The organism is Actinoplanes sp. NPDC049316, assembly GCF_040677315.1.
Taxonomy (GTDB): Bacteria; Actinomycetota; Actinomycetes; order Mycobacteriales; family Micromonosporaceae; genus Actinoplanes.
Genome location: NZ_JBFAQM010000017.1, coordinates 40,430 through 65,216, shown reverse-complemented (window position 1 = coordinate 65,216; position 24,787 = coordinate 40,430). Strand labels below are relative to the sequence as shown.

The following is a 24,787-nucleotide window of genomic DNA, read 5'->3' as shown; positions in this document are numbered from 1 at the left end:
TCAGCCGTCGGACCAAACGTTGCACGGGGCGGCAAGAAAGCTCAGACCTTGCGGTAGCGGGCCTCGCTGACGGCGAACAACCCGTACGCGGCGAAGCCGGCGGCGGCCAGCAGCAGCAACCACGTCCCGTAGCTCTGGTCAGCCAGGGCCTGCAGCGCCGCGTCGAGCCCGCGGGCCTTCTCCGGGTCGTACCGTACCGCCGCCACCACGAACAGCACCCCGGCGATGCCGTACGCGAGGCCCTTGGCGGTGTATCCGGCGACGCCGAGGCGGCAGACCATCCGGCGGGTCGCAGCGGTCATCCGGCTGGCCTTGAGGTGTTTCTCGAAACGCCGGGTGAGGCCGGCGTACGCGAGCCCGACCCCGATCGCCGCGACCACCACGCCCGCCAGCCCGACCGACACCCGGCCGAGGTCCGAGCCGAGCAGCCCCTCGGTGGCGTCCTGCTGCATGTCGGCGCTGGACGTCTTCTTGCCGCGCAGCACCTTGACGCCGTTCCAGCTCAGGTAGAGGTAGAACGCCACCCGGCCGGCGGAGGCGAGGCGTTCGAGGTGCCGGCGTACGGTCACGATCTCGAGGAGCTGCCAGACCGCCAGGGCGACCAGCCCGACGACCAGGACCACGATCAGCGCCGTGCCGTACGGCTTGCCGGCGAGCTTGTGCATCGCGCCCGACTGGTCACCGTCGGCGCCGCCGACGCCGAAGGCGATCTGGGCGATGAGGTACGCGAACAGCAGATGCAGGACGCCGTAGCAGAGGAAGCCGGCGCGGGTCAGGCGCTCGAGCCAGGGGTTGTCGGCGGCGCGGGAGGCGGCGCCGCGGGCGTGCGCGGTGGCGGAGGGCATGCCGACGCCTTGACCCGTCCGCCCGCCGGCAAAACGTGTACGTTACAGCCGGCTCGCGGGCTGCTGCGCCGGGCGGGGACGGGCCGGCGGCCGCCAGATCGGCGGCGGCCCCCACCAGATGATCCGCTCCCCGGTCGGGCCCGGCCGGTGCGCGACCACCGGGATGCCGGCCCGCGCCAGCACGGGCAGCGGCCGTGCCTCGATCGCGGGGGTCAGCGGGCACTCGATGGCCAGCGGCTCGCCGGCAGCGGCCTCGCTCGCCGGTGCCCGGGCCAGCATCACGGCCGCCGCGATCGTGACGACGACGGCGACCGCCGCGGGGATCTCCCAGCCGGCCCGGACCCTGTCTCCCAGGATCAGCAGGGCGACCGCGGACGGCGCGACGACCTCCGCCGTCCAGTGGATCGCCGTGACCGGGCCGACCTCGCCCTTGCCGAGCGCGTGGGCGTACAGCAGCATGCCCGTCACCGCGAACGTCAGCAGGGCCGCGGTCAGCGGGTCGGTGACGATGTCCATCGGCGCCCGCGGGAGCGCGCGGCCGGTCATGGCCGCGCCGCCGAGGCACAGGCCGCCCATCGCCGCGATCACGCCGGCCGGTGCGGCGCGGGCCGCCCGCCAGCCGATCACCGCCATGGCGAGCGCGGCGGCGCAGATGGACCAGCGCAGCGCGGTCGTGGCCGCGACGTCGTGCTGAGGGCCGGCCGACATGGCGAGAACGGTCAGGGCGGCGACGGAGACGACCACGGCGGCGACATCCCGGCCACGCAGGCGGGACTTGAGGACGAACCGGGCCGCCACCACCGTGACCGCGAGCGAACCGGCGAGGATCGACTCGACGACGTAGACGGCGAGCTCGCGCAGGGCGACGATCGCGCCGACCCAGGCGAGCATGTCGCAGAGGATGCCGAGCAGGTACAGCGGGTGGCGCATCGTCTCGACCGTGCCGGAGCTGCGGCGGGCCGCCACGGCCTGCAGGATCGAGGCGGTGGCGTAGCTGAAGGCGCCGAACACGGTGATGCCCAGTGCGATCCAGCCCGCCGTCGTCATCATCGCCTCACTCCCCCACCCGCAGCACCGAGATGGTGTCGTCGTGGCCGTTGGACACGTACGCCCACCGGCCGTCCGGCGCGACGGCGATCGTGCGGGGGCTGCCGCCCACGGCGACCGTCGCGGTGACCTTGCCCGTACGCCCGTCGAGGACCGACACGGTGTCGTCGCCCTCGTTGACCACGTACGCGTGCGCCCCGTCGGCGGCGAACGCCACGCTCTGCGGCATGTCGCCGACCCGGATCGGGCCGATGCGCCGCATGGTGACCGCGTCGATCAGGTCGGCGGTGTCGGCCTCGTACCCGGCGACGAGCACGGTCCGGCCGTCCGGGGCGACCGCGACGCTGTGCGGGGCCTTGCTGACCGGTACGGAGGCGAGCAGCCGGTCGGTGTGGGTGTCGATGATGGACAGCGCGTTGGACTCGTGGTTGGCGGTGAAGGCGCGCTGCAGCGGTGCGGAGAAGGCGACCGCGTGCGGGTTCGGCGGGACGGTGACCTGGGCGTCCGGGGACTTCTTGCCGGGCTCGTACACCTCGACCTTGCGCTGGCTGTGGATCGGCACCCAGACCCGGCCGTCCGGTGCGACGGCCAGCGCGTACGGCTGCTGCCCGGTGGCCACGTACCGGACGACCTTGCGATCTGCGGCGCTCACCACGGCCATCCCGCTGCCCGTCTTGTCCTTCTCGTACATGGAGACGTAGACGAGGGCGCCGTCGCGCGAGACGGTCACGAACCGCGGGGTGTTGCGCAGCCGTACGGGGGTGACCTGCCGGGTCCGGGCGTCGACGATCGACAGGAAGCGGGAGTTCTGGTTGGCCACGTAGATCGTCCGGCCGTCGGGCGAGACGGCGACACCCTCGGGCTCGGCGCCCACCCGGATCGTGCCGGTCACGGCCGGCTTGGCGACGCTGACCACGCGCGCCGCCAGGGGTACGCGAGCCACGGCCGCCGGCGCGGGCGCGGCGCCGGTCGCCGCTGTGGTGGCCGGGTCGGCCGGCGGGGTGGCGGCCACGGAAGGCAGGGTTCCCGGGGCCGCCTCGGTACGCAGGACCGGCTGGTCCCGGGTCAGCGCCACGGCGACACCCACCCCGCCGAGCACGAACAGCGCGGTGAGGCCCGCGACGAGGGACGTGGCGCCCAGCCGGCGACGCGGCGGGGGCGGTGGGGACAGCACGGTCACCCGGCCCTCGGGCAGGTATCCGGAGTCCCCGGCGGACTCGAGCAGCGCCTCGACGTCGGACGTGGCGGCCTCGACCTGGCCGGTCACCCGCACGTCGGCCCAGCCGGCGTGGCCGCGTACGGTCACCGAGCCGTCCAGCCAGGCCGTGCGGGGCTGCCACTCGATCCGCAGCCGGCGGCCGATCAGCACGGCTCGCAGGCCGGGGCCGGAGACCGTGACCGCGGCGGAGGCGAAGGCGAGCGGCGGCCCGGTGACCAGCACGTCGGCCAGCAGCCGCGGCGTACCGGCGGCGACCTGTCCGAAATCGACGCTGTCCGGCTCCAGCCGCACCGACGTGCGTTCCAGGGCGGTGGCCGCCGCGGCGGCGACGCTGCGGCTGTCGTCGCCGGTCAGGCGGGTGAGGATGGCCCGGGCGGCCGCGGCCGTGGCCAGGTCGGCGCCGTACGCGAGCCGGGCCAGCTCGTCCACCCCGGCCAGGCGGGTCTCGCGGACGGGACTGTCGAGCTCCGTCAGTAGCTGCGGCGGCAAGCCATGTTCACTCATCGTGCCCCCTCGATCAGCATGCAGTGACGAAAGGGGTCAGGGGAACCCGTCAGCCGAAATTGGCATGCATCGTTATCGAGGGCTGAGCGCGCGGACCGCGGCGGCGTCCGGGGCGCCCAGGGCCTGCGCGGCGATCCGGGCGGCCGCATCGAGGTCCGTGGCCCGGACGGCCTCCTTCACCAGCGGGACCATCCGCGGCACCACACTCAGCTGCCGGACGCCCAGGCCGGCCAGCAGCGGCACCGCGGCCTCGTCCGACGCCAGCTCGCCGCAGACCGCGACGGTGGCCCGCCCGCCGGCGCCCCGGCACACCGCGTCGATCAGCCGCAGCACCCCGGGGTCCAGGCCGTCGGCGAGCGCGGCCAGCGCGGCGTTGCCGCGCTCAGCCGCGAGGGCGTACTGGGTGAGGTCGTTGGTGCCGATGCTGAAGAAGTCCACGTACGGCGTGAGCACGGCCGTCTTCAGCGCCGCCGCGGGCACCTCGGTCATGATGCCCACGCGCAGGCCGGCCGGGGTGCCGCGGCCCGCCCGGGCGACCGCCTCGTCGAGCATCCGGCGTACGGTCACCACCTCGGCGACCGTGCTCACCATGGGGACCATGACGCTGACCGGCACGTCGTACGCCACCCGGACGAACGCGAGCAGCTGGTCGGCGAGCAGCTGCGGGTGGTCGAGGGAGTGCCGGATGCCGCGTATGCCGAGGAACGGGTTGGCCTCGGCCGCCGACGGCAGGTAGCGCAGCGGTTTGTCGCCGCCGACGTCGAGGGTGCGCAGGGTGATCCGCCGGCCGCCCAGGGACTCGGCGATCTGCCGGTAGACGGCCTCCTGCTCGTCCGGTTCCGGCGCCGCGTCGCGGTCGAGGAAGAGGAATTCCGTGCGGACCAGGCCGGCGAGGTCGGCGCCACTGCCCGCGGCGGCGAGCGCGTCCGCCACCGATCCGACGTTCGCGCCGACCGCGATCTGCTCGCCGTCGCGGGTCGCCGCCGGCGAGGACGCCCGGGCGGCTGCCCGGTCGCGGCGGGACGCCAGCTCGGCGGCCCGGTCGCGGAAGCGCACGAGGACGGATTCGCCGGGCGACAGCACGACCTCGCCGGTGCCGCCGTCGAACGCGACGGTCGTCCCGCCGGGGACCTCGAGGACGGCCGGTCCCAGGCCGACCACCGCCGGGATTCCCCGGGTACGGGCCAGAATCGCGCCGTGCGAGGTGGGGCTGCCGTACGCGAGCAGCACGCCCGTGACCCGGCCGGGGTCGAGCACCGCCGCCTCCGCCGGGCTGAGATCGGGCGCCACGAGCACACCCGCCTCGCGCATGACGGCGCCGCCCACGCCGAGCAGCGCGCGCAGCACCTGAGCGCCCACGTCGCGGACGTCGGCCGCCCGGCCCTGCTGGTACGGGTCCTGCAGCGCACCGAAGTCCGCGGCGACCCGCTCGGTCGCGTCGGCCCACGCGCGCGGCGCCGGCGTGCCGCTGTCGATGCGTGTGCGGACGTCGTCGAGCAGGTCGGCGTCCTCGAGCATCAGCAGGTGCGCGTCGAAGATCGCAGCGTGCCCCTCCCCCGCCTCCCGGGCCGTGGCGGCGCGCACCCGCTGCAGCTCACGCCCGACCGTGGCGATCGCCTCCGCGATCCGGCTCCACTCCTGCTCCGGGCCCCGGAACGGCTCGTCGGGGAGCTCCGGCTCGACGCTGGTGGCGTGCCGTACGGGCCCGACCGCGATCCCCGGGGAGGCCGGCACCCCGCCGCCGACCGGCGTACGCGCGGGCGGCTCGGGGACGGCAGGGGTCGCTTCCTCGTCGAATCCGCGGGCGGCCAGCGCGAGGATCCCGTCGACCGCCGCCCGCGCCTGGAGGCCGGAGGCACGGAGCTCGGCACGGTGTCCTTCGAGGAGGCCGAGCGTGGCGACCCGGGAGAGGCTCGACGCGGGCACCCAGCCGGAGCCCGTCGTGCCGTTGCGGATCTCCACCCGGGCGTCGAAGCCCCGGGCCCGCGTGACGAGTCTCGCGGCGGGGCGGGCGTGCAGGCCGTGCGGGATCGTCACCACGAAATCGGCGTCGGACTCTGTGCCCGTACCTTCCGGCTGTCGGGCTTCCTGGCCACCCAGGTGGGCGAGTTTCCCGGCGAGCGCGCCCATCGCCTCCTCGGCGACCTCCTTGCGGCCGGGGCCGCCGGCCGCCGTGACGACCGCGGCGACCAGACCCTCGACCAGCGGGGCCGCGCAGAGCACGACCCGCTCCCGGGCGTCGTCCTCGAGCATCTCGAGCGCGAGCTCGGCGGAAAGCACGGCGCTGCCGAGGTCCATGAGCACGACAACGCCGTCGCCCTGGTCGGCGGCCTGCACCGCGGTGGTGATGGCGACCGCGTCCGTGCCGGTCGTGGTCTCGTCGAGCCCGGCGGCGATCTCGATCGGCACCGGTTGTCCCTGCGCCATCTCGGCGGCCAGCGCCACTGCCGCGCGGGCCAGCGCACGGCTGTGGCTGACCACTACCAGGCCGACCATCGGCGTCAGGCCCCGCCGCCGCCGAGCGCCGCCGCGGCGGCCGTCACCAGCAGCGTCACCGACGTGGCGCCGGGATCCTGGTGGCCGGCGCTGCGCTCGCCGAGGTAGCTGGCGCGGCCCTTGCGGGCGATCATCGGGATCGTCGCCTCGCGGCCCTGCTCGGCACCCCGCACGGCGGCCTGCAGCGCCTCGCCGAACGGCTTCCCGGCGGCGAGCGCGGCGTCCAGCGCGTCGGCCGCGGGGGTGAGGGCGTCGACCATCGTCTTGTCGCCGAGCTCGGCCTTCCCGCGGGCCACGACGCCGTCGAGACCCGCGCGCAGGACCTTGGCGAAGCTCTCACCGTCGAGGCCCTCGGCGTCCCCGGCGGCCGTGGCCATGCGCAGGAAAGCGGTGCCGTAGAGCGGGCCGCTCGCCCCGCCGACCGTGCTGACCAGCGTCATCCCGGTGCGTTTGAGCAGCGCCGCTGGGGTCTTGCCGGACTCGTTCTCGAGCGCGGCCGACACCGCCGTCATGCCGCGGTCCATGTTGATGCCGTGGTCGGCGTCGCCGATCGCCGAGTCCAGCTCGGTCAGCAGGTCCTTGTTCTCGGCGACGAGCCGGGCGAACTCGCGCAGCCAGGCGGTCACGGCCGCGGCGTCCACCCCGGGCGTCATCAACGCCCCCACCGCAGCGCCGGCGTCTGCACCGGGGCGTCCCAGAGGCGCAGGATCTCGTCGTCGGCCTTCACCAGCGTCACCGAGCACCCGGCCATGTCGAGGCTGGTGATGTACGGCCCGACCAGCGACCGGGCGATCGACACCCCGGCCTTGCCGAGGAGCGTCGCGATCTCGTGGTACATCACGTACAGCTCGATCAGCGGGGTGGCGCCCATGCCGTTCACGAACGCGATCACGCCGTCGCCGCCGGTGAAGTCGAGGTCGGCCAGGATCGGCTGCACCAGCATCTCGGCGATCTCGGCGGCGGGCGCGGTCGGCACCCGGCGGCGTCCCGGCTCGCCGTGGATGCCGATGCCGACCTCCATCTGGCCGTCCGGCAGGTCGAACGTCGGCTTGCCGGCCGCGGGCACGGTGCACGAGGTCAGCGCCACGCCCATGCTGCGGCCGTTCGCGTTGACCTTGCGCGCCACGTCGGCGACGGCGGCGAGCGGGCGGCCCTCCTCCGCGGCGGCGCCGGCGATCTTCTCGACCAGCACGGTGACGCCCACGCCGCGGCGCCCCGCGGTGTAGAGGCTGTCCTGCACGGCGACGTCGTCGTCGGTGACCACGGAGACCACGGCCACCCCGGTCTCCGCCTCGGCCAGCTCGGCGGCCATCTCGAAGTTCATGACGTCGCCGGTGTAGTTCTTGACGATGTGCAGCACCCCGGCGCCGCCGTCGACCGCCTTGGTGGCGGCGACCATCTGATCCGGTACGGGCGACGTGAAGATCTCGCCCGCGCAGGCGGCGTCCAGCATCCCGGGCCCCACGAAGCCCGCGTGCAGCGGCTCGTGCCCGGAGCCACCGCCGGAGACGAGCCCGACCTTGCCGCGGACCGGGGCGTCGGCGCGGTGCACGACGCGGTTCTCGTGATCGACATGAAGGTCGGGATGGGCGGCGGCGATCCCGCGGAGCGCGTCGGAAACCACAGTGGACGGGTCGTTGATGAGCTTGTTCATCGCCTGACTCCTCGCCGGTGTTCGCTGGAGTGAGCTGCCAACCCACAAGCTACGCCGACTTGGACCTTCCGTGACCGCCTCGCTCCCCGCGGGGTTCCGTGCCTTCTCTCAGTGCAGAACCACCGGGGTGGGCGCGGCCTCGCCGCTGCGCTCCTCATCGTTCAGGTGGGCGACCTGGCGGCGGCGCGGCAGGAAGTACGCCGGCACCAGGGTCAGCAGCATCAGCACGAAGCCCACCCAGAACGTGGACGAGAAGGAGTTCGCCACGAACTCCAGCCCCCGCTGCAGCACGCCCGGGTCCACCGGGAACTGCTGGGTCAGCGCCGGGTTCTGCTGCGCGGCGATCGCCAGGCCCGCCTCGGTGACCGGCGCGCCGGTCTGCGGGTCCACCACGCCGGGGATGGCCGGCGAGTCGTTCAGCTCGCTGGTCAGGATCACCGACATCGTCGCCGAGCCGATCGATCCGGCGATCTGCTGCAGGATGTTCAGCAGCGTCGACCCGCGGGCCACCTCGTGGTTGGTCAGCGTCTTCAGCGCCGACGTCATGATCGGCATCATCGTGCCGCCCATGCCCAGGCCCATGACGAACAGCGACCCGCACAGCAGCACGTACGACGTGTCCGTGCCGACCTGCGTGAAAGTGAAGAAGCCGGCGGCCATCAACACGATCGCGAACGGCACCGTGCGGCCCACGGGGATCCGGTCGGCCAGCATGCCCGCGATCGGCATGGTCACCATCGCGCCGATGCCCTGCGGCGCCATCAGCAGGCCGGCGTGCAGCGTCGACTCACCGCGTACCTGCAGGAAGTAGCTGGGGAACAGCAGGCCCGCACCCATGAACGCGACCGTGAACACCGCGATCGTGACCGACGCGACCGTCAGGTTGCGGTCGCGCAGCAGGCGCAGGTCCAGCAGCGGATGCTTCGGCTTGAACGAGTACAGCACGAAGGCCACGACCAGCAGGGCGCCGACAGCCATCGGCAGCCACACCTTGGTGGCGGCGAAGGTGCCGGCCTCGGGCAGCGAGGACACGCCGTACAGGAACAGCGCCAGGCCGGGCGAGAGCATCAGCATGCCGACGAAGTCGAACGACTCCGACGGCTCCGGGGTGTCCTTGGCCAGCGCCAGCCACGCGTACACCAGCGCGACCGCACCGATCGGCAGGTTGATCAGGAAGATCCAGTGCCAGCTCGCGATGTCGATGAGCCAGCCGCCCAGGATCGGGCCGCCGATCGGCCCGAGCAGCATCGGGATGCCCAGCACGGCCATCAGCCGGCCGATCCGCTGCGGGCCCGCGGCCCGCGTCATGATGGTCATGCCGAGCGGCATCAGCATGCCGCCACCCAGGCCCTGCAGCACCCGGTACGAGATGAGCTCGCCGATCGAGTCGGCGGTGGCGCACAGCCCGGAGCCCAGCGTGAACAGCACGAGCGCGGCCATGTAGAGGCGCTTCGTGCCGAACCGGTCGGCGGCCCAGCCGGTCAACGGGATCACGGTGGCCAGCGCCAGCGTGTAGCCCGTCATGGTCCAGGCGACCCGGGCGTACGAGGCGTCGAACTCGGTCTGGAACGTGGGCAGCGCGACGCTCACCACGGTCACATCGAGAATCGACATGATCGCGCCGAGGACCACCACCCCGGCGATCTTGAGTACGGCGGCGTCCAGCTTGTCGGGCGCGGCCACGGGTTGACTGGTCACAAGCGAATCTCTCCGATAGGGCGGCGGGCGCCGATGGCCGCGCATCCCCCGCGGGCGGCGTCAGGTCCGCCGGTCTCGACGGCCCTTTTGTCTCACTTAGTCCGTTGGTCTCTGCTTTTCAGCTCTGGCTGGACGTGCCGGGGCTCCGCTCGCGGACGGTAACAGGGCACGCTCCGTTGCGCGCCGTGTTTTCCCAGTTGCGGCCGCTGCGCCCGGCGATGACCATCATCGGCCACGTCGGCGCAAACGGCAAAGGCCCTTGCCGGATTGGCAAGATGCTCCCGCCGGGATCGCCGCCCACGATGCCCTTGAGGGTCGATGACTTCAACAGTTGAGTGAACCGTAGCCACGGTGACTTAAACAGGCAAGCGATCTGAGACGCGGGTCATTTAATCGCTTAAGTTATAGTGGCGGAGTGGAGGAGCCCCGCTGGCTGGACGCCGAGGAGTTGCAGACCTGGTGCACGCTGACCGGCCTGCTCGTACGGCTCCCGTCCGCCCTCGACGCCCAACTGCAGCGTGACGCCGGCATCAGCCTCTTCGAGTACCAGACGATGGCCGCGCTGTCGGAGGCGCCGGGGCGCAGCATGCGGATGAGCCGGCTCGCGATGTTCGCCGAAGGCTCCCTCCCGCGGATGTCCCAGGCCGTCGGCCGGCTCGAGAAGCGAGGGTGGATACGCCGCACCCCCGACCCCACCGACGGCCGCTTCACCCTCGCGATCCTCACCGACGCCGGCTGGGAGAAGGTCACGGCGACCGCTCCGGGTCACGTGGAGGCGGCCCGCACCCTGGTCTTCGACCCCCTCACCAAGGCACAGACCCGCCGGCTCGCCGAGATCAGCCGCCGCATCCTGCGGGCCATCGACCCCGGTAACCCGTGCCCGGCCGAGCGCCCCGCGGCGATCGCCCGGGACGGCCGGCGTCCGGGGGCGGACTCCACGCCGGCCGGCCCGGCGGCGATCGGCCCGGGCGACCCGCGACCGGAGGAACGCTCCGCGGCGGCCGGTCCGGCGATCGACTGACCCTCAGCTGAGGGGTGATGCAGGCACACCGGCCCGGATCGGAGTGCCTGTTGAGGCATTTTCGACGGCCGAGATGGACGATTGACACTCCATCGACTACTCTCACTGACAACGCCGTTGCGAGTTCTTCCCCCGTGGAATTCGCAACGGCGCTTTTTCTTGCCCTCCGGCGCTTCTCGCCCTCCGACTCTTCCGTCCTCCGGCTCTTCTCGTCCTCCGGCTCTTCCGTCCTCCGACGGACCACACCGGACTGCCGCTTCGGTTCGTCGTCCGCAGGCGGCCCGTGCTCGACGAGCCTGCGAGTGCCCGCGGGCACGCCACCCAGCAGAACGCCCCCGGCGCCGGTGACGGACCGGGGCGCCGAGGGCGTCTTGCCTGTGCGGATCAGGCGATGAAGCGGGTCCTGCGCCGGCGGGCCACCGCGTACCCGACGAGGCCTGCGACGAGCAGCCCGCCGCCCACGCCCGCGACGGTCGCGGTCTGCGTACCCGTGATGGGCAGGCCGCCCCCACCCTCGCCGCCCCCCGTGCCCGGCGTCGCCGGCAGGGCGGCCGGGGTGGCCGGCGGCGTGGTGGGCTCGTCGGCGACCGGCGGCACAGTGAACAGGATGTAGTCGGCCGCGCCGGTGAGGCCCGGCTTGAGGTCCGGGGAACCGGCCGCCAGGGTCAGCGTGCCCTCGGTCCCGCGGACCACGTCGGTGCCCGGGGTCGCCGACATCTCGGCGAGATCGTGGACGCCCCCGTGGCCCTGCGCCCACCCGGAGCCGGCCCAGCGGAAGCGGATGTCCTTGGTGATGTCACCGAGGCGCTGCTGGGTCGCGATCGCCACGCCGCTGCCGAGCTTGAGGGTGGCGCCGGGGGCGAGGGCGCGGTCGAACTCGCACCAGGCCGAGTCCGGCTTGCCCTCCAGGGCGTACCAGCAGTTGTCGTACTTCTTGGCGAAGATCATGTCGTCGTCGGCCAGACGCAGCTCGACGACCAGGCCGTCCACCGCGGCGTCGCCCGCGTTGCGGACGCCGATCACGCCGGGCACGACCTCACCGCGCTTGACGGACGTGGCCTTCGGGCGTTCGCCGGCGGCCGTACGCTCCTGCACGGCGTCGAGGTCGGCGCTGTCGGGGTTCGACGGCGGCAGGATGTCCGGGGCGCCCGACGGGCCATCGGTCGGCGCCACGTGGACGGGGAACATGGTGGCGGCGCCCATGAAGGTGCTCAACCACGGTGAGCCCGCCTCGAGCGTGAGCGTGCCGCCGGAGCCGCGTACGGCGGTGGTGCCCGCCGTGGCGTCCTCGTTGGACAGGGCCTCGATGCCGCCCGCCGCCTGCGCCCAGGCGCGGCTGACCCAGCGTACGGTGACCGCCTCGTTGAGCGCGGGGCCCGCGTCATCCGCGGCCTTCACGACCGGCCCGGCCAGCTGCAGCGTGGCCTGATCGGGGATCTTCGTGTCGAACTCGCACCACGCCGAGTCCGGCTTGCCCTCGAGCGCGTACCAGCAGTTGTCGTAGCGGCGGGCGAAAAGGAAATCGTCGCTGGGCAACGTCAGCTGCGCGACGAGGCCGTCGACCGTCGAACCGTTGCGGTTGTGCACGCCGATGGGCCCACGGGTGATGCCGCCGGGCCGGAAATGCAGCCCCGACATGCGCCCGGACTCGATGGAGCGCTCGCCGACCGATTCCAGCCGTACGGAATCCGGGGTGTCCGGAGCAGCGGCCGCGACGCCGGGCAGGACGGCCGACCCGAGCAGCGCCGCGGCCGAAGCGACGACGAATCGTAAGGTTCTGGTCATGCGGTGGTACCCCCGTGGATAGGAAAGAGGGGCACACCCTACTCATCCCGGCGAGGCCGTGGGTACCGGCGAAGGTCACGCGCGGTCGACTCAGGACCGTGACCGGAACGAAGGGACGGATCGTGCGGACGGCCCGTCGGGACGCCTGCGCCGAAGCCCTCCGGGCGGCCGGGCTCTCGGGCAGCGCGGGCGCCCGTCGGCAGGGTCGGCGCCCTCGGGCAGCGGGCGCCGTCGGACAGCAGGCGCCGTCGGACAGCAGGCGCCGTCGGACAGCAGGCGCCGTCGGACAGCAGGCGCCGTCGGGCGGAATGGGCGGGGCATGGGCGGCGCGGGCCGGCATGGGCGGCGCGGGCCGGCATGGGCGGCGCGGGCGGCCCCGGGGCAGCAAAAAGCCCGCTCCTAGGAGCGGGCTTTCGTGGGGTGATCGACGGGACTCGAACCCGCGACCCCCGGGACCACAACCCGGTGCTCTACCAGCTGAGCTACGACCACCATGCCACTCGCCGCCGAGGAAGCCCTCGCAGCGTGCGCCGGACAAGCATAGCCGGATCCCCCGCCCGGCCGTCGACCGGGTTACCGTCCGGCGCGGCGCAGCTCTTCGTCTTCGCCGGCCGGCCAGTCGGCTGCGGCCCCTGACCGGCAGCTTCCCCGGGCCGGGTTGCCGGCGCTAGAGGTCCGCGGCGATGGCTCGGGCCTGGTCGACGTCCGGGCCGGGCAGCGGGACGAAGATCGTGCGGCGGTAGTACTCGAGCTCCCGGATGCTCTCCCGGATGTCCGCGAGCGCCCGGTGCGCCAGGCCCTTCTGCGGCTGGCCGAAGTACACGCGTGGGTACCACCGGCGGGCCAGCTCCTTGATCGACGAGACGTCGATCATGCGGTAGTGCAGGAAGCCGTCGAGCGCCGGCATGTCGCGGGCCAGGAAACCCCGGTCGGTCGCGATCGAGTTCCCGCACAGGGGGGCGGTGCGCGGGCTGGTCACGAACTGCTTCACGTACGCGAGGACGGCCTCCTCGGCCTCGGCCATGGTGACCGTGGAGCGGCGTACCTCCTCGGTGAGGCCGGACTTCGCGTGCATCTCGCGGACGACCTCGGGCATCCCGTCCAGCGCGGCGTCGTCGGCGTGGATGACGAGGTCGACGCCGTCGCCCAGCACGTTGAGATCGGGGTCGGTGACGAGGGCCGCCACCTCGATCAGGGCATCCTTGCCGAGGTCGAGCCCGGTCATCTCACAGTCGATCCATACCAGAAGATCCGCCACGCGATCAGCCTACGCGGTGCAGGGCGGCACGCGCGGGCACGTGTCGCCGCACCCACCTGTTCGGGACCCACACGCCCCGTACCGCTCATTCACCCTAGATTGTCCGTATTGGTGCCAGGACTACCCAGTTCGACCCCCGAGGGGCTAAACTGTGCTTAACGGACGAAGCCCCCCTTCGGTTACTCCGTTCCCCCGGTAAAGGGCCCTCCGCGTCGGCAGCGCGGAGGGCCCTTTCGGCACTCCGGAGGCGCGCGCCCGCCAAACACGCGGCTTCCAGATACGCGCCCTCCAGACGCGCGCCCTCCAGACACGCGGCTTCAGACGCGCGGCCTCTGGGCGCGGCCGCCAAGCGCGCGATTCCTGGGCGCGCAACCTCCAAGCGCGTTGCCTCCATGCCCGTCGGCAGCAAGACGGAAGCCCCGGGCTTCGTCGCCCGGGGCTTCCGATGATGTGGTTGTCAGTCCTTGCCGGCTCCCCGGCCACGGCGAGGCGGCCGCGTCAGCTTGATCGGAGGCTCCTGCATCTCCGGATCGGGAGCGGGCAACCCGGAGGCCGTGACATTCCGCCGCCGCTTCGCCTTCCCGCCGCTGAGCAGCTCGGCGACCTCGTCCTTGTAGCTGCCGAGAAGGCCCTTCTTGGCAGTTGCCGTGGTCTTCGGCTGATCGGCCGCTTCCTGCCGGTCCGCGACCTTCTGCCGGCCGCTCTCTTCGGCGGCCTTCCGCGGGTCGGCCGGCTTCGGCTGCTCAGTAACCTTCTGCTGCTCGGCTTGCTGCTGGGGCCGCTCCGCGAGCTTCTGCTGCTCAGGCCGCTTGGGCCGCTCCGCCGTCTTCTGCTGGTCGACCGGCTTCGGCTGCTCCACCGTCTTCTGCTGGTCGACCGGCTTCGGTTGCTCCACCGCCTTCTGCTGGTTGAGGGGCTTGGCCTGCTCAGCCACCTTGGGCGGGGAACCAGCTTTGGTCTGGCTCGCGGGTTCCGCGACTGTCGTCGAGGTCTGCGCAGGCTGCACGCTCACGCCGCGCTGCTCGGTACGTTGCCCGGCGATCCGAGTCTCCGGCGCGTCCGCCGGCTTCTCCGCCCGGACCGCGTCGACCGGCCCCTGGGACGGCGCCGACGAGGTCTGCTTGCCGGCTTCCCCCTTCGCCGAGCCGGCGGGGACCGGCTCCCGGGCGGGTTCGGTCGGCCGCGACGGCGCCGGGACCGCCGGACGGGCGGGCGCCGGGTTCGGGGCCGGAGCGGGCGGCGGGGCCGTCGGCGACGACGGAACGGGAGCCGGGGACATCGGCTTGGCCGGCGTCGGCGCGGTGTCTCCCCTGGCCGGCTTGCCGGTGACCTCCGGCTGAGCCGGCTTGGCCGCGGTGGACGCGGCCGGAGCCGCAGCGGGCGCGGTGGATGGCTTCGCCGCAGGCGCGGCTGGTGCAGCGGCAGGCGCCGTGGACGGCTTCGCCGCGGGCACAGCGGGAGCAGCATGCACACCGGGAGCAGCAGGCACGGCCGCAGCAGGAGGCACCGCAGGAGCAGCAGGCGCGGCCGGAGCGGCAGCAGGCCCGGTGGACGGCTTCGCCGCAGGCGGCGTCGACGGTTTGGCAGCGTCGGCGGAAGTGCCCACGCGGCCGGAGTCGGCCCTGGTGAGGCCGGTCGCAGCCCAGGCGTTCGCCGACGGGCCACCGAACAGGGCGTTCCGCGGGGTCGCCTTGACGGGACGTGCCGGCTTCGAGGCCGACGGCGCCAGCGGAGTAGGCGTGGGTGACCGGTCCGTCCGCACGTGGGCGGAGGCGAGGATCCCCGACGGTGCCGAATCCGCGGACGACGCAGAGCCGGTCGACGTCGTGGAGGGTGCCGAGACGGTCGACGCCGCGGCAGGCGACGCAGCCGACGTCGCAGGCGAGGTCGGGGCAGGGGTCGACGGGGTCGTCTTCACCGCTGGGGCGGCTGCCTCCTTGTCACTGCCGGAGGCCGGGCGCGGAGGAGCACCCGCAGGCTGCTTCGACGGGACGGCACCGGCCGTCGGTTGGGTTGCGGCGGGCTTCGTCGCGACGGGCTCCGTCGCGGCCGGCTTGGCTACCGCCGGCTTGGCCGGCACCGCGGAGGCGGGCGCCGGCACCGCGGAAGCGGGCGCCGACCCAGCGGAGGCGGAAGTAGCTGCCGGCGCAGCAGAAGCAGGCGCCGGCGTCACGGAAGCAGGCGCCGGCGTCACGGAAGCAGGCGCCGGCGCCGCGGAAGCCGGCGTAACGAAAGCCGGTGCACCGGAATTGTCCGTCTTGTCCGCACCCTTGGGCACCGAGAGCCCGACCACGACCACGTCGTAGCCGTCCGGCACAGACCCGGCGGATCGACCTGACGGAGCCGGCCCGGCCGGCATGCCCGACTCAGCCACCGAAGCAGCGGCAGCAGGAGCATCCGAAGCGGCGGGGCCGGCAGCGGCAGCGCGGGCACCAGACGCGGACGATCCCTGATCGGCCTTGCGGGACGCGCTCAGCGCGGCAGCCGCACGCGCCTCTGTCTCGCGGGCCCGGGCCGCCGCCGTCTCCGCGACCCAGGCGCCCACCGCCGACGCCTGGAAGATCGGCGGGTCGGTGGGCTGCGGCGCGGTGGATCGGCGGCGGGCCGGCGTACGGGTGACGACCGGGTCCGGCGTAGCGGCGCCGGGCGCCGGCGTGCTCCGCGGCGTGATCAAGTTGAGGGGCTCGCCCGGCGCCGGAGAGCTCGGACCGGAAGAAGCCACACCCGGAGAAGCCGAGCCAGGAGAAGCCAGATCCGAAGACGCCGGACCGGAGAGGGCCGGACCGGAAGAGGCCGGAACCGAAGCGGCCGAACCGGAAGAAACCGGACCGGAGGAAGCGGCAACCGGCGAGGAAGCGGCAGCCGCGGTGGCCAGGGAGCCCGCGCCCGGCGAGGAAGCCGAGGCAGCGGATCCGGCAGCGACAGGCTCAGGCGCGGCAGCCGGGGCAGCGGCCGGCATCGGGATGGCCGCGCCGCGCTCCGACGGCTTGGTCGACTTGCCCGACGGCGGCCAGGTCAGTGCCGGTGGACGGCTTCGGGGCTGGCAGTCGGCGAGCGTACGGGGGCGGTGGGTGGCCGAGTGGCGGCCTCCGCCGACGCGGCTCAGCGGGAGCGGGGCGCCGATGGCCTGCATGAGGTCGGGGACCTGGCTGGGTTCCACGACGTAGACGACCTCGCGGCGGCGGGCCGGCCAGCCGAGGATGATCATGCCGAGCATGACGAGGAGGGTGCCGCCGACGAGGAGGGCCCAGGTGGCCTGGTTGAGCCAGCCGGGGCGGACGGCCGCGGTGGACTCGAGGCGTACGCCGGGCTGCGCCGCGGGGTTCATGATGATCAGGCTGTAGCGGGTGTCGCGCAGCATGGTCGGGTTCCAGTCGACCGCGCCGACGCCCGCGGCGAGCCAGAAGCGTTCCCGGCCGGGCAGCTGCTCGGGGGCGCGGGTGCCCGGTACGAGCTTGCTGGTCACCGGCAGCGCCCCCGTGCCCAGGTCGATCGCCGAGACGGAGATGCGCGGGATGTCGGCGAGGTACGCGTCGGCGCGGTCGCGGGGTGCGAGGCCCACGAAGGCCGGCGCGTCGCCCGAGGTGGCCGTGAGGCGCAGCCGCGTGTCGCCGAAGCGGGCGAACGGCGCGTCCTTGCGCAGCAGCTCGTCCACGTCGTCGACGACCACGGCGTACCCGGAGGTCGCCACCCGCTGCATGGTTCCGCTGAAGGCGCCGCCCGCGTCACGGTGCTGCATGGCGGCCCAGAAGGCGCCTCCCGCCAGCAGCGCCGGCAGTCCCGCGGTCAGCAACAGCATGCCGAGGATCGTGCGGAGCACCCGCATGTCGATCTCCCCCTTCTCGGTGCGTACTGCGCAGACCATACAGATCCAAATAACACCAAAATGGATAAACGGTTACTTAGACCCTATAAGCGTGAGAGACACCGCTGACGAGCAAAAAGAGAGGCCCACGCTCACCGGGAGCGTGGGCCTCGCGAGGCGGTACGGCGGCTACGAGATGGTCGCCTTCATCGTCAGCGTGGACTGGTCGATGTCGCTGGTGCGTACGGTGAATTTGAACGTCCACTCCCCCGCCGCCGGCAGCGCGATGTCGCCGACCGCGTGGAAGTCCGTGATGCGCAGCAACGGCACCTCGATCGGCTCGATCCCCTTGGCGGGCAACGCGGCCGTGGCCATCCACTCGACGACCGGCAGCGGCTTGTTGTCGGGCGTGTACGCGTACAGGTGCAGGGAGTTGTTGCCCACGGTCGCCGGGAAAACGTCGACCTGCAGGCTGACCGAGTCGTCGGAGACCGTCTGCGTGATGGTCGTGTTGTTCTGCCCGGCCTCCGCCGCCTCGGCCGTACGCGGCGGCGCGATCTGCACCACCGCGGCCGTCACGCCGAGCACCACCGCAGTGATCGCCAGCTCCACCGCCACGACGCGGCGCAGGGTGCCCGGTCCGGTCTCGGCCCTGCGGCTGCGCACCAGCTTCCGGGAGTACGCGGCCACGCCGATCACCGTCGCGGCCAGCGCCACCTTCGCGAGGATGAGCCGGCCGTACGTGCTGTCGTACAGGCCCTTGAACGACGCGATCTCGATGAGCGCCTGCACGGTCCCGGCCAGGATGAGCGCGGCGACCGCGGTGGCCGCCCAGCGCGACCAGATCGGCAGGATCGCGCCGAGCTCACGCTCGTCGGCTCTGCGCAGCAGGAACCCGACGAGCATGACGAGGCCACCGAGCCAGACCGCCATCGCCGCCAGGTGGATCGCGTCGACCACGACCGAGACCCCGGCGACGGGTGAGGCGGTCGGGTGCCCGGTCAGCGGCCAGGTGGCCAGCGCGGCCACGCCGAGGACGCCGAGCAGGGCAAGGTCGGACCGGGAGTCGCCGCCGGAGCCGGTCAGCAGGGGCCGCAGCAGGAACGCGGCCGCGATGATCACGCCGAGGCGCACGAGCATGACCGCGCCGAACGTGCTGCCCAGCACGTCGCGCAGGTCGCCGCCGGAGACGTCGAACAGTCCCGTGCCGGTCGTGTACGGGGCCTGCAGCCACAACGCGAGCACCGTGCTGCCCAGCACGAGGCCCACGCCGGTCCACACGAGCCGGGCCGGCCCCACGCGGGAGAGCCGGTGCGGCCACAGCAGCGCCAGGACCAGCACCGGGCCGACGAGCAGCACCAGGCCGGCGTACCCGAGGTATTTGCCGACCGGGATCAGTGCCCGCACCACCGGGTCGACCGACTCGGCGACCTGGTCCTCGCTCGGCGGGGTGGACTGCGCACCGACCGAGTAGGTCAGCGTGCCCGCGACCGGGTGGCTGTCGGCGGACACGACGCGGTAGCTCACCAGATAGGTGCCGCGGCCGCCGCCGGAGCGCAGCGGGATCGTGACCGTGCTGCCGGCGGCCTGCGGCTCGCCCTGGTCGGCGCGGCTGCCGTCGGGGGCCAGTACCTGGATCTTGCCGGAGATCAGCTGCACCGACTCGCTGAAGGTCAGCGTGACCTTGTTGGGAGCGTCCGGCACGATCGTGTTGCTGCCCGGGTCGCTGGCGACCAGGGCGGCGTGCGCGCTCGCCGGGCCGGCCGGCCCGAGAACGGCGCAGAGCATCCCGAACACCAGCCCCGCGAGGGCGGCCGAAGCCCGGCGTCGATCAACGGTCATGCGAGCAATGCTCCCCGATGGCTCAGCGGTCCCGGCAACGCGGTCGGCGCGCTGCCCGCCGGGCGGACCTAGAAGGGTCGTCCGGGCAGCGCCCATAGTTCCGCACCGGTCCGGCATTTCTCGCCCGCGTACGATTCGGCGGTGACACCCGACCCCCTCACCGCGCTGGCGCTGCGGGCCCGGGCCGGCGACGCCGGCGCGCAGGCCGCCCTGGTCCGCGGCACGCAGGCCGAGGTCTGGCGGTTCACCGCCGCGCTGGTCGACCCGGGCGCCGCCGACGACCTCACGCAGGAGACGTACCTGCGCGCCTTCAAGGCGCTGCCCGCCTTCGAGGCACGGGCCTCGGTGCGGACGTGGCTGCTCGGCATCGCGCGGCGCACCTGCGCCGACCATCTGCGTGCGGTGGTGCGCCGCCGCCGGCTGGACGCCCGGCTCGCCGCCCAGGCCTGGACCGACCCGCCGCAGCACCCCGACCCCGCGCACCGGCTGGGCGCCGCCGACCTGCTGCGCCGCCTCGGCGAGGAGCGGCGGACGGCGTTCGTGCTGACCCAGGTGCTCGGTTTGTCCTACGCGGAGGCCGCCGAGGTGGAGGATGTCCCCGTCGGCACGATCCGGTCCCGGGTGGCCCGGGCGAGGGAGGAGCTGGTGGCGGCGGTCGCCGCGGCACAGGCCGGCTGACGGCCACGATCGGGACCTTCGACCCGTCACACAGCAAACCCCCAGCCGGTAGGACGGAACTCGGCGGCACCGGGCGCCGACTAAGGGGGCGTGAGCATGGAGATCGGGCAGACCGCCCGGACGACGCAGGTGTGGCCGTGGATCTCCACCGTGGCCCGGCTGGGCCTCGCCGCGGTGTGGCTGGTCGCGGGGGGACTCAAGGTCGGCGACCTCGCCGCCTCCGGGCGGGCGGTCAACGCGTACCAGATCTTCCCGTACGAGATCGCCAAGGTGATCGGGGCCGCGCAGCCGTTCCTGGAGATCGCGCTGGGGTTGCTGCTGCTGGCGGGCCTGGCCGTACGGCTGAGCGCCGGCATCTCCGCAGCCCTGCTGATGATCTTCATCGCCGGGATCGTCTCGGCGTGGGTCCGCGGCCTGCAGATCGACTGCGGCTGCTTCAGCACCGGGGGTCAGCTCGGCGCCGGCGTCCGGCCCGCGTACGGCTGGGACATCGCCCGCGACCTGGGCTTCCTCGTGCTCGCCGGGATCCTGCTGTGGCGCCCGCGGACCCGCTATTCGATCGACGGCATCCTGATGGGGGACGACCAGTGAGCAAGAGCACCAAGGAACGCGCGCAGGCGAAACGGATCGTGCAGGAGCAGCTGGCCCGCGAACGCCGCCGTACCGTCACCCTCTGGACCACCGTCGGAGTCGTCACCCTGCTGGTTCTCGCCGGCCTCATCGGGTGGGCCGCCGTCGCGAGCCAGGACAAGGGCACCAGCGGCAAGCTGACCGTGCCGCCGACCGCGGTGGACGACGGTACGGCGTTCGCGCGCGGCAGCGGTCCCGTGATCATCGACATCTACGAGGACTTCATGTGCCCGGCCTGCCACCAGTTCGAGACGGGGGCCGGTCCGACGCTCACCCAGCTTGTCGACGCCGGCAAGGTGACCGTGCGCTACCACCCCATCGCGATTCTGGACCGCTACTCCAGCACCGAGTACTCGACCCGGTCGGCCGGGGCCTCAGCCGCGGCGGCGGAGGGTGGCAAGTTCCTCGAGTACCACGACGCGCTGTACGCCAACCAGCCCCCGGAGAACAGCGCCGGTCTCGACGACGCCAAGCTGATCGAGCTCGGAAAGTCCGTCGGGCTCACCGACCAGGCCTTCGCCGACGCGATCAAGAACAAGACGTACACGGCGTGGGCCACCAAGGTCACCGACACCGCCTCGGCGCGCGGCGTCACCGGCACACCCACCGTGATGGTCGCCGGCAAGAAGCTCGACAACCCCACCCCGGAGGCGCTCAGCGCGGCGGTCGGAGCGGCCGGCGCGTGAGAAAAGGGCTCCTGTTCGCCGCGGTGCTGGCCGGTGCGCTCGTCGTACCGGCCGGTCCCGCTTCCGCCCACGGTGGCGACGCGCCCGACGCCACCGCGTACCGCACCGAGGTGACCGGGCTCAGCGCGGCGGTCCCCGGGCTCAGCGTCCGCGCGGTCGAGGCCGGCGCGCGCCTGGAACTCACCAACGACACCGGGCGCACGGTCGAGGTGCTCGGCTACCGCGACGAGCCGTACCTCGAGGTGCGCCCCGACGGCACGTACCAGAACGTCAACTCGCCGGCCGCGTACACGAATCGGACCCTCGACGGTGACACCCCCGTACCGTCGAATGCCGATCCGGCCGCACCCCCGCAATGGCAGCGGATCTCCACCGGCACCAGCGTGCGCTGGCACGACCAGCGCACCCACTGGCTGAGCCCCGGCCTGCCGCCGCAGGCGCAGGCCGACCCTTCCCGAGCGCACAAGCTGCGCGACTGGTCCGTGCCGCTGCGGCAAGGCGTCACGACCGTCGAGGTACGCGGAACGCTGACGTGGGAGCCGCCACCCGCCGCCTGGGCGTGGTGGCTGGGCGCGGCCGGACTGGCCGTCGCGGTCACCGCCCTCGGCCGCGGCCGGGCGCGCTGGGTGGGGGCCGTCGCGCTGGTCGCCGGCACGATCACCCTCGGGTACGCGGTGACGCGCGCGAGCCTCGGCGCGGAGGGAACCGCCCCGGCGATCGGCGCGGCGGCGCTCGCCATCGCCGCGGGAGCGCTCACCCTGCGCGGGCGTACGCCGTTCATGCTGCTGCTCGGCGGCGCGGCCCTGGCGATCTTCGGCGGGCTCGCCGACGCCGGAGTGTTCACCCAGGCCGTGGTGAACTTCCCCGGGCCGGGCTGGGTGCCGCGCGCCGCCGTGCTGACCGCCGCGGGAGCCGGCGCCGGGATGGCCGCCACCGGGCTGCTGCGGCTGCGCTCGGCCACCCCAGCCCCGATATCGTCGAGCGCATGACTGAGCGGCTCTCGCCGGGCGACCCGGCCCCCGACTTCACCCTGCCCACCGACAAGGGCGACACGCTGAGCCTCAAGGATCTGCGCGGCCGCAAGGTGGTGCTGTACGCGTACCCCGCCGCCATGACCCCCGGCTGCACCAAGCAGGCCTGCGACTTCCGCGACTCCCTGGGCTCCCTGCAGGCCGCCGGCTACGAGGTCGTCGGCATCTCCCCCGACGTGCCCGCCAAGCTGGCCAAGTTCCGCGACCGCGACGCCATCACGTTCCCGCTGGTCAGCGACCAGGACAAGAGCGTGCTGACCGCGTACGGCGCGTACGGCGAGAAGCAGATGTACGGCAAGACCGTGACCGGCGTGATCCGGTCCACCTTCGTGATCGACGAGAACGGCGTCGTCGAACACGCCCTCTACAACGTCAAGGCGACGGGACACGTGGCAAAGCTGCGACGGGATCTCGCTATCGACTGACTTTCCGGGCGAACTTCGCGGATCCTGAGGTCGGGTGCCGATAGAAACGGTACGCGACGGGGCTTTGTCCACGACCCCTTCGGACCGCATCTCCACGCAGGTCGGAGACGCGGTTCGCAAGGTCGTGCACGAGTCTCACCGACATTTCCGTGGAGACCGCCGATGCCGACAGCCGCCAAGTCGTCCCGCCGCCTGCGCCTGGGCGGCAAGCTCCGCCGCGGTACGACCGCCGCCGGCGCCGCGACCAGCGATGCCTTGAGCCACGGGAGCACCGCGGTCGGCGATGCCGTGAGCCACGGGAGCGCGGCGGCGGACGGTACCGCGGCCGGCAGCCGTGCCGCGGGGGGCCGGACCGCCAAGGGGGGCCGCGGCGCGCGGTCGCGGCGCGGCCGCAAGGCGCCCGGGCACGCCGCGAAGCCGGCCAAGCGGACCGGCCGCAACGGGCTGCGGCTCTGGCACAACCTCAAGGTGTCGCACAAGCTGATCGCCAGCTTCGGCGTGCTCAGCCTCCTCGTCATCGCCGTCGGCGCGTTCGGCCTGCTCGAGCTGAACTCCGCCAACGACCGCCTCAACACGATGTACCAGAAGCGCACCCAGGCCATCCGGCTCATCGGTGAGGTCCGCGCAGACGTCCAGCAGGCGACCGCCCTGGCCGACAAGCTGATCCTGCGCTCACCCCTGGCGGACGTCAGCAACGTGCAGATGGCCCTGCAGCGCATCGACCGCGACATCGACGACAACTGGAAGGCCTACTCGGCGAACATCACCGCCGGCACGGCCACGGACCGCGCGGCCTTCGTCGCCGCCCTCGCCGAATACCGCAAGGTACGCGACCAGCAACTCGTCCCGGCCGCCCAGGCGAACAGCATGAGCGCCTACCTGGGCGCCCAGAACAACTTCATCGACCCGCTCACCGCCAAGATCACCGTGGCGCTGAACAACCTCGCCGGCATCGAGGACCGGGCCGCCCAGCGCCAGATGGCCGAGGCCCGCTCGAACGCCGACGTCGCCCGCATCATCACCATCGTGCTGATCGCCGGCGCGGTCGCCTTCGCCGCCGTCATCGCCGTCGTCGTCAGCCGCGCCATCGCCCGCCCCCTCGGCCAGACCGTCAAGGTCCTCGAAGGGCTCGCCGAAGGCCGCCTCGACCAGCGCCTCGACGTCAAAGGACGCGACGAGGTCGGCCGCATGGGCGAAGCCCTCAACACCGCCCTCGACCGGCTGACCGCCGCCATGCGCACCATCGGCGAGAACGTCACCACGCTCGCCTCCAGCTCCGAGGAGCTCACCGCGGTCGCCGGCCAGATGAACGACTCGGCGGCCCGCTCCGCCGGCCGCGCCCAGGCCGTCACCACGGCCTCCGAGGAGATCAGCCACAACATCACCACGGTCTCCGCCGGCGCGGAGGAGATCGGCGCCTCCATCAGCGAGATCGCGCGCAGCACCTCCAGCGCCGCCGACGTCGCCGCGCAGGCCGTCCGCATCTCCACCGAGGCCGGCGAGATCCTCCAGCAGCTCGGCACCTCGTCCGCGGAGATCGTCTCGGTCATCAAAATCATCACCGGCATCGCCGAACAGACCAACCTGCTCGCCCTCAACGCGACCATCGAGGCCGCCCGCGCCGGCGACGCGGGCAAGGGCTTCGCGGTCGTCGCCGGCGAGGTCAAGGAACTCGCCCAGGAAACGGCCCGGGCCACCGAGGACATCCGTACGCGCGTCGGCGCCATCCAGACCGACTCGGCGGCGGCCGTCGCGGCCATCGGCGAGATCGGCGCGGTCATCGACCAGATCAACGCCACCCAGACCGCCATCGCGGCGGCGGTCGAACAACAGACCGCCACGACCAACGAGATGACCCGCAACGTGGGCGAGGTCGCGGGCGGCTCCACCGAGATCGCCGCCAACGTGGCCGAGGTCGCGGAAGCGGCAGCGGAAACCACCAACGCGGCCTCCAACACGGCCGGCGCAGCCGACGAGCTCGCCCGCGTCGCCCACGACCTGCAGAAGAGTCTGGCAATGTTCCGCTACTGAGCACGCAACCCCGCCGGACCGTCGACCCACGGCGGCCGTCACGCGGCCTGGACCCGCGAGGCGGCCGCCGTGCCGTACGCCGATCCGCCGGCCTCGGCGATGAACCTCCCTGACCGACATCGGTACGTTGTC

General features: G+C 73.1%; 19 protein-coding genes and 1 tRNA gene. 7 read left to right on the top strand and 13 right to left on the bottom strand.

Going from position 1 to position 24,787, the window contains the following annotated elements:
• Positions 1-41 precede the first annotated feature (41 nt).
• The 7 genes from AB0K03_RS24390 to AB0K03_RS24360 all read right to left on the bottom strand — a co-directional run bounded on the left by AB0K03_RS24390 (position 42) and on the right by AB0K03_RS24360 (position 9,463).
• Positions 42-845, bottom strand: a complete 804-nt coding sequence (locus AB0K03_RS24390) for a DUF1206 domain-containing protein (protein ID WP_364688545.1) — start codon at positions 843-845, stop codon at positions 42-44.
• A 42-nt stretch (positions 846-887) separates the two neighbouring features.
• Positions 888-1,895 carry a hypothetical protein gene (locus tag AB0K03_RS24385; protein WP_364688543.1) on the bottom strand — a complete coding sequence of 336 codons (1,008 nt, stop codon included), beginning with the start codon at positions 1,893-1,895 and terminating at the stop codon, positions 888-890.
• A 4-nt stretch (positions 1,896-1,899) separates the two neighbouring features.
• The gene (locus tag AB0K03_RS24380) at positions 1,900-3,615 is read right to left on the bottom strand and encodes a YncE family protein (protein WP_364688541.1); all 1,716 of its coding nucleotides are present in this window, start codon (positions 3,613-3,615) and stop codon (positions 1,900-1,902) included.
• A gap of 72 nt (positions 3,616-3,687) precedes the next feature.
• A complete protein-coding gene (gene ptsP, locus AB0K03_RS24375) occupies positions 3,688-6,111 on the bottom strand; it encodes a phosphoenolpyruvate--protein phosphotransferase (RefSeq protein WP_364688539.1) in 2,424 nt (807 codons plus the stop codon).
• Positions 6,112-6,116: 5 nt separating this feature from the next.
• Positions 6,117-6,764: a dihydroxyacetone kinase subunit DhaL gene (gene dhaL, locus AB0K03_RS24370; protein ID WP_364688537.1), complete on the bottom strand. Its 648-nt coding sequence runs from the start codon at positions 6,762-6,764 to the stop codon at positions 6,117-6,119.
• Positions 6,764-7,765 (bottom strand): dihydroxyacetone kinase subunit DhaK, encoded by a 1,002-nt coding sequence (dhaK, locus tag AB0K03_RS24365; protein WP_364688535.1) that lies wholly within the window; start codon positions 7,763-7,765, stop codon positions 6,764-6,766. The genes dhaL and dhaK overlap by 1 nt, the downstream gene beginning before the upstream one ends.
• Before the next feature lie 108 nt (positions 7,766-7,873).
• Complete coding sequence (locus AB0K03_RS24360; protein ID WP_364688533.1) at positions 7,874-9,463, bottom strand: DHA2 family efflux MFS transporter permease subunit; 1,590 nt, start codon at positions 9,461-9,463, stop codon at positions 7,874-7,876.
• A gap of 415 nt (positions 9,464-9,878) precedes the next feature.
• On the opposite strand from AB0K03_RS24360, the gene AB0K03_RS24355 reads away from it, so the two are divergent.
• Complete coding sequence (locus tag AB0K03_RS24355) at positions 9,879-10,484, top strand: MarR family transcriptional regulator (protein WP_364688531.1); 606 nt, start codon at positions 9,879-9,881, stop codon at positions 10,482-10,484.
• Between the two features lie 384 nt (positions 10,485-10,868).
• On the opposite strand, the gene AB0K03_RS24350 is transcribed toward AB0K03_RS24355, so the two are convergent.
• From AB0K03_RS24350 to AB0K03_RS24325, 6 genes are all read right to left on the bottom strand, one after another.
• The gene (locus tag AB0K03_RS24350) at positions 10,869-12,269 is read right to left on the bottom strand and encodes an LPXTG cell wall anchor domain-containing protein (RefSeq protein WP_364688529.1); all 1,401 of its coding nucleotides are present in this window, start codon (positions 12,267-12,269) and stop codon (positions 10,869-10,871) included.
• Positions 12,270-12,685: 416 nt separating this feature from the next.
• Positions 12,686-12,761, bottom strand: a tRNA-His gene (locus AB0K03_RS24345).
• A 175-nt stretch (positions 12,762-12,936) separates the two neighbouring features.
• Entirely contained in the window at positions 12,937-13,527 is a 591-nt protein-coding gene (gene orn, locus AB0K03_RS24340) for an oligoribonuclease (protein WP_364688527.1), read from the bottom strand.
• Positions 13,528-13,621: 94 nt separating this feature from the next.
• Positions 13,622-13,921 (bottom strand): pentapeptide repeat-containing protein, encoded by a 300-nt coding sequence (locus AB0K03_RS24335; RefSeq protein ID WP_364688525.1) that lies wholly within the window; start codon positions 13,919-13,921, stop codon positions 13,622-13,624.
• A gap of 63 nt (positions 13,922-13,984) precedes the next feature.
• Positions 13,985-17,353: a hypothetical protein gene (locus AB0K03_RS24330; RefSeq protein WP_364688523.1), complete on the bottom strand. Its 3,369-nt coding sequence runs from the start codon at positions 17,351-17,353 to the stop codon at positions 13,985-13,987.
• A 168-nt stretch (positions 17,354-17,521) separates the two neighbouring features.
• Complete coding sequence (locus tag AB0K03_RS24325) at positions 17,522-19,183, bottom strand: copper resistance protein CopC (RefSeq protein WP_364688823.1); 1,662 nt, start codon at positions 19,181-19,183, stop codon at positions 17,522-17,524.
• A gap of 132 nt (positions 19,184-19,315) precedes the next feature.
• Here AB0K03_RS24325 and AB0K03_RS24320 point away from each other — a divergent pair, with 132 nt between their 5' ends.
• From AB0K03_RS24320 to AB0K03_RS24295, 6 genes are all read left to right on the top strand, one after another.
• Positions 19,316-19,852 (top strand): sigma-70 family RNA polymerase sigma factor, encoded by a 537-nt coding sequence (locus AB0K03_RS24320; RefSeq protein WP_364688521.1) that lies wholly within the window; start codon positions 19,316-19,318, stop codon positions 19,850-19,852.
• Between the two features lie 96 nt (positions 19,853-19,948).
• Positions 19,949-20,443 carry a MauE/DoxX family redox-associated membrane protein gene (locus tag AB0K03_RS24315; protein ID WP_364688519.1) on the top strand — a complete coding sequence of 165 codons (495 nt, stop codon included), beginning with the start codon at positions 19,949-19,951 and terminating at the stop codon, positions 20,441-20,443.
• On the top strand, positions 20,440-21,168 hold the full coding sequence (locus AB0K03_RS24310; protein WP_364688517.1) for a thioredoxin domain-containing protein: 729 nt from the start codon (positions 20,440-20,442) through the stop codon (positions 21,166-21,168). The genes AB0K03_RS24315 and AB0K03_RS24310 overlap by 4 nt, the downstream gene beginning before the upstream one ends.
• On the top strand, positions 21,165-22,157 hold the full coding sequence (locus AB0K03_RS24305; RefSeq protein ID WP_364688515.1) for a hypothetical protein: 993 nt from the start codon (positions 21,165-21,167) through the stop codon (positions 22,155-22,157). The genes AB0K03_RS24310 and AB0K03_RS24305 overlap by 4 nt, the downstream gene beginning before the upstream one ends.
• Positions 22,154-22,624, top strand: coding sequence for a thioredoxin-dependent thiol peroxidase (bcp, locus tag AB0K03_RS24300; RefSeq protein ID WP_364688513.1), 471 nt, complete (start codon positions 22,154-22,156; stop codon positions 22,622-22,624). The genes AB0K03_RS24305 and bcp overlap by 4 nt, the downstream gene beginning before the upstream one ends.
• A 162-nt stretch (positions 22,625-22,786) precedes the next feature.
• Positions 22,787-24,655 (top strand): methyl-accepting chemotaxis protein, encoded by a 1,869-nt coding sequence (locus tag AB0K03_RS24295; protein WP_364688511.1) that lies wholly within the window; start codon positions 22,787-22,789, stop codon positions 24,653-24,655.
• Positions 24,656-24,787 lie beyond the last annotated feature (132 nt).

Coding starts and splice junctions, on each gene's coding strand:
- AB0K03_RS24390 (WP_364688545.1), bottom strand. CDS start 845: ATGCCCTCCGCCACCGCGCACGCCCGCGGCGCCGCCTCCCGCGCCGCC.
- AB0K03_RS24385 (WP_364688543.1), bottom strand. CDS start 1,895: ATGATGACGACGGCGGGCTGGATCGCACTGGGCATCACCGTGTTCGGC.
- AB0K03_RS24380 (WP_364688541.1), bottom strand. CDS start 3,615: ATGAGTGAACATGGCTTGCCGCCGCAGCTACTGACGGAGCTCGACAGT.
- ptsP (WP_364688539.1), bottom strand. CDS start 6,111: ATGGTCGGCCTGGTAGTGGTCAGCCACAGCCGTGCGCTGGCCCGCGCG.
- dhaL (WP_364688537.1), bottom strand. CDS start 6,764: ATGACGCCCGGGGTGGACGCCGCGGCCGTGACCGCCTGGCTGCGCGAG.
- dhaK (WP_364688535.1), bottom strand. CDS start 7,765: ATGAACAAGCTCATCAACGACCCGTCCACTGTGGTTTCCGACGCGCTC.
- AB0K03_RS24350 (WP_364688529.1), bottom strand. CDS start 12,269: ATGACCAGAACCTTACGATTCGTCGTCGCTTCGGCCGCGGCGCTGCTC.
- AB0K03_RS24335 (WP_364688525.1), bottom strand. CDS start 13,921: ATGGAGGCAACGCGCTTGGAGGTTGCGCGCCCAGGAATCGCGCGCTTG.
- AB0K03_RS24330 (WP_364688523.1), bottom strand. CDS start 17,353: ATGCGGGTGCTCCGCACGATCCTCGGCATGCTGTTGCTGACCGCGGGA.
- AB0K03_RS24315 (WP_364688519.1), top strand. CDS start 19,949: ATGGAGATCGGGCAGACCGCCCGGACGACGCAGGTGTGGCCGTGGATC.
- bcp (WP_364688513.1), top strand. CDS start 22,154: ATGACTGAGCGGCTCTCGCCGGGCGACCCGGCCCCCGACTTCACCCTG.
- AB0K03_RS24295 (WP_364688511.1), top strand. CDS start 22,787: ATGCCGACAGCCGCCAAGTCGTCCCGCCGCCTGCGCCTGGGCGGCAAG.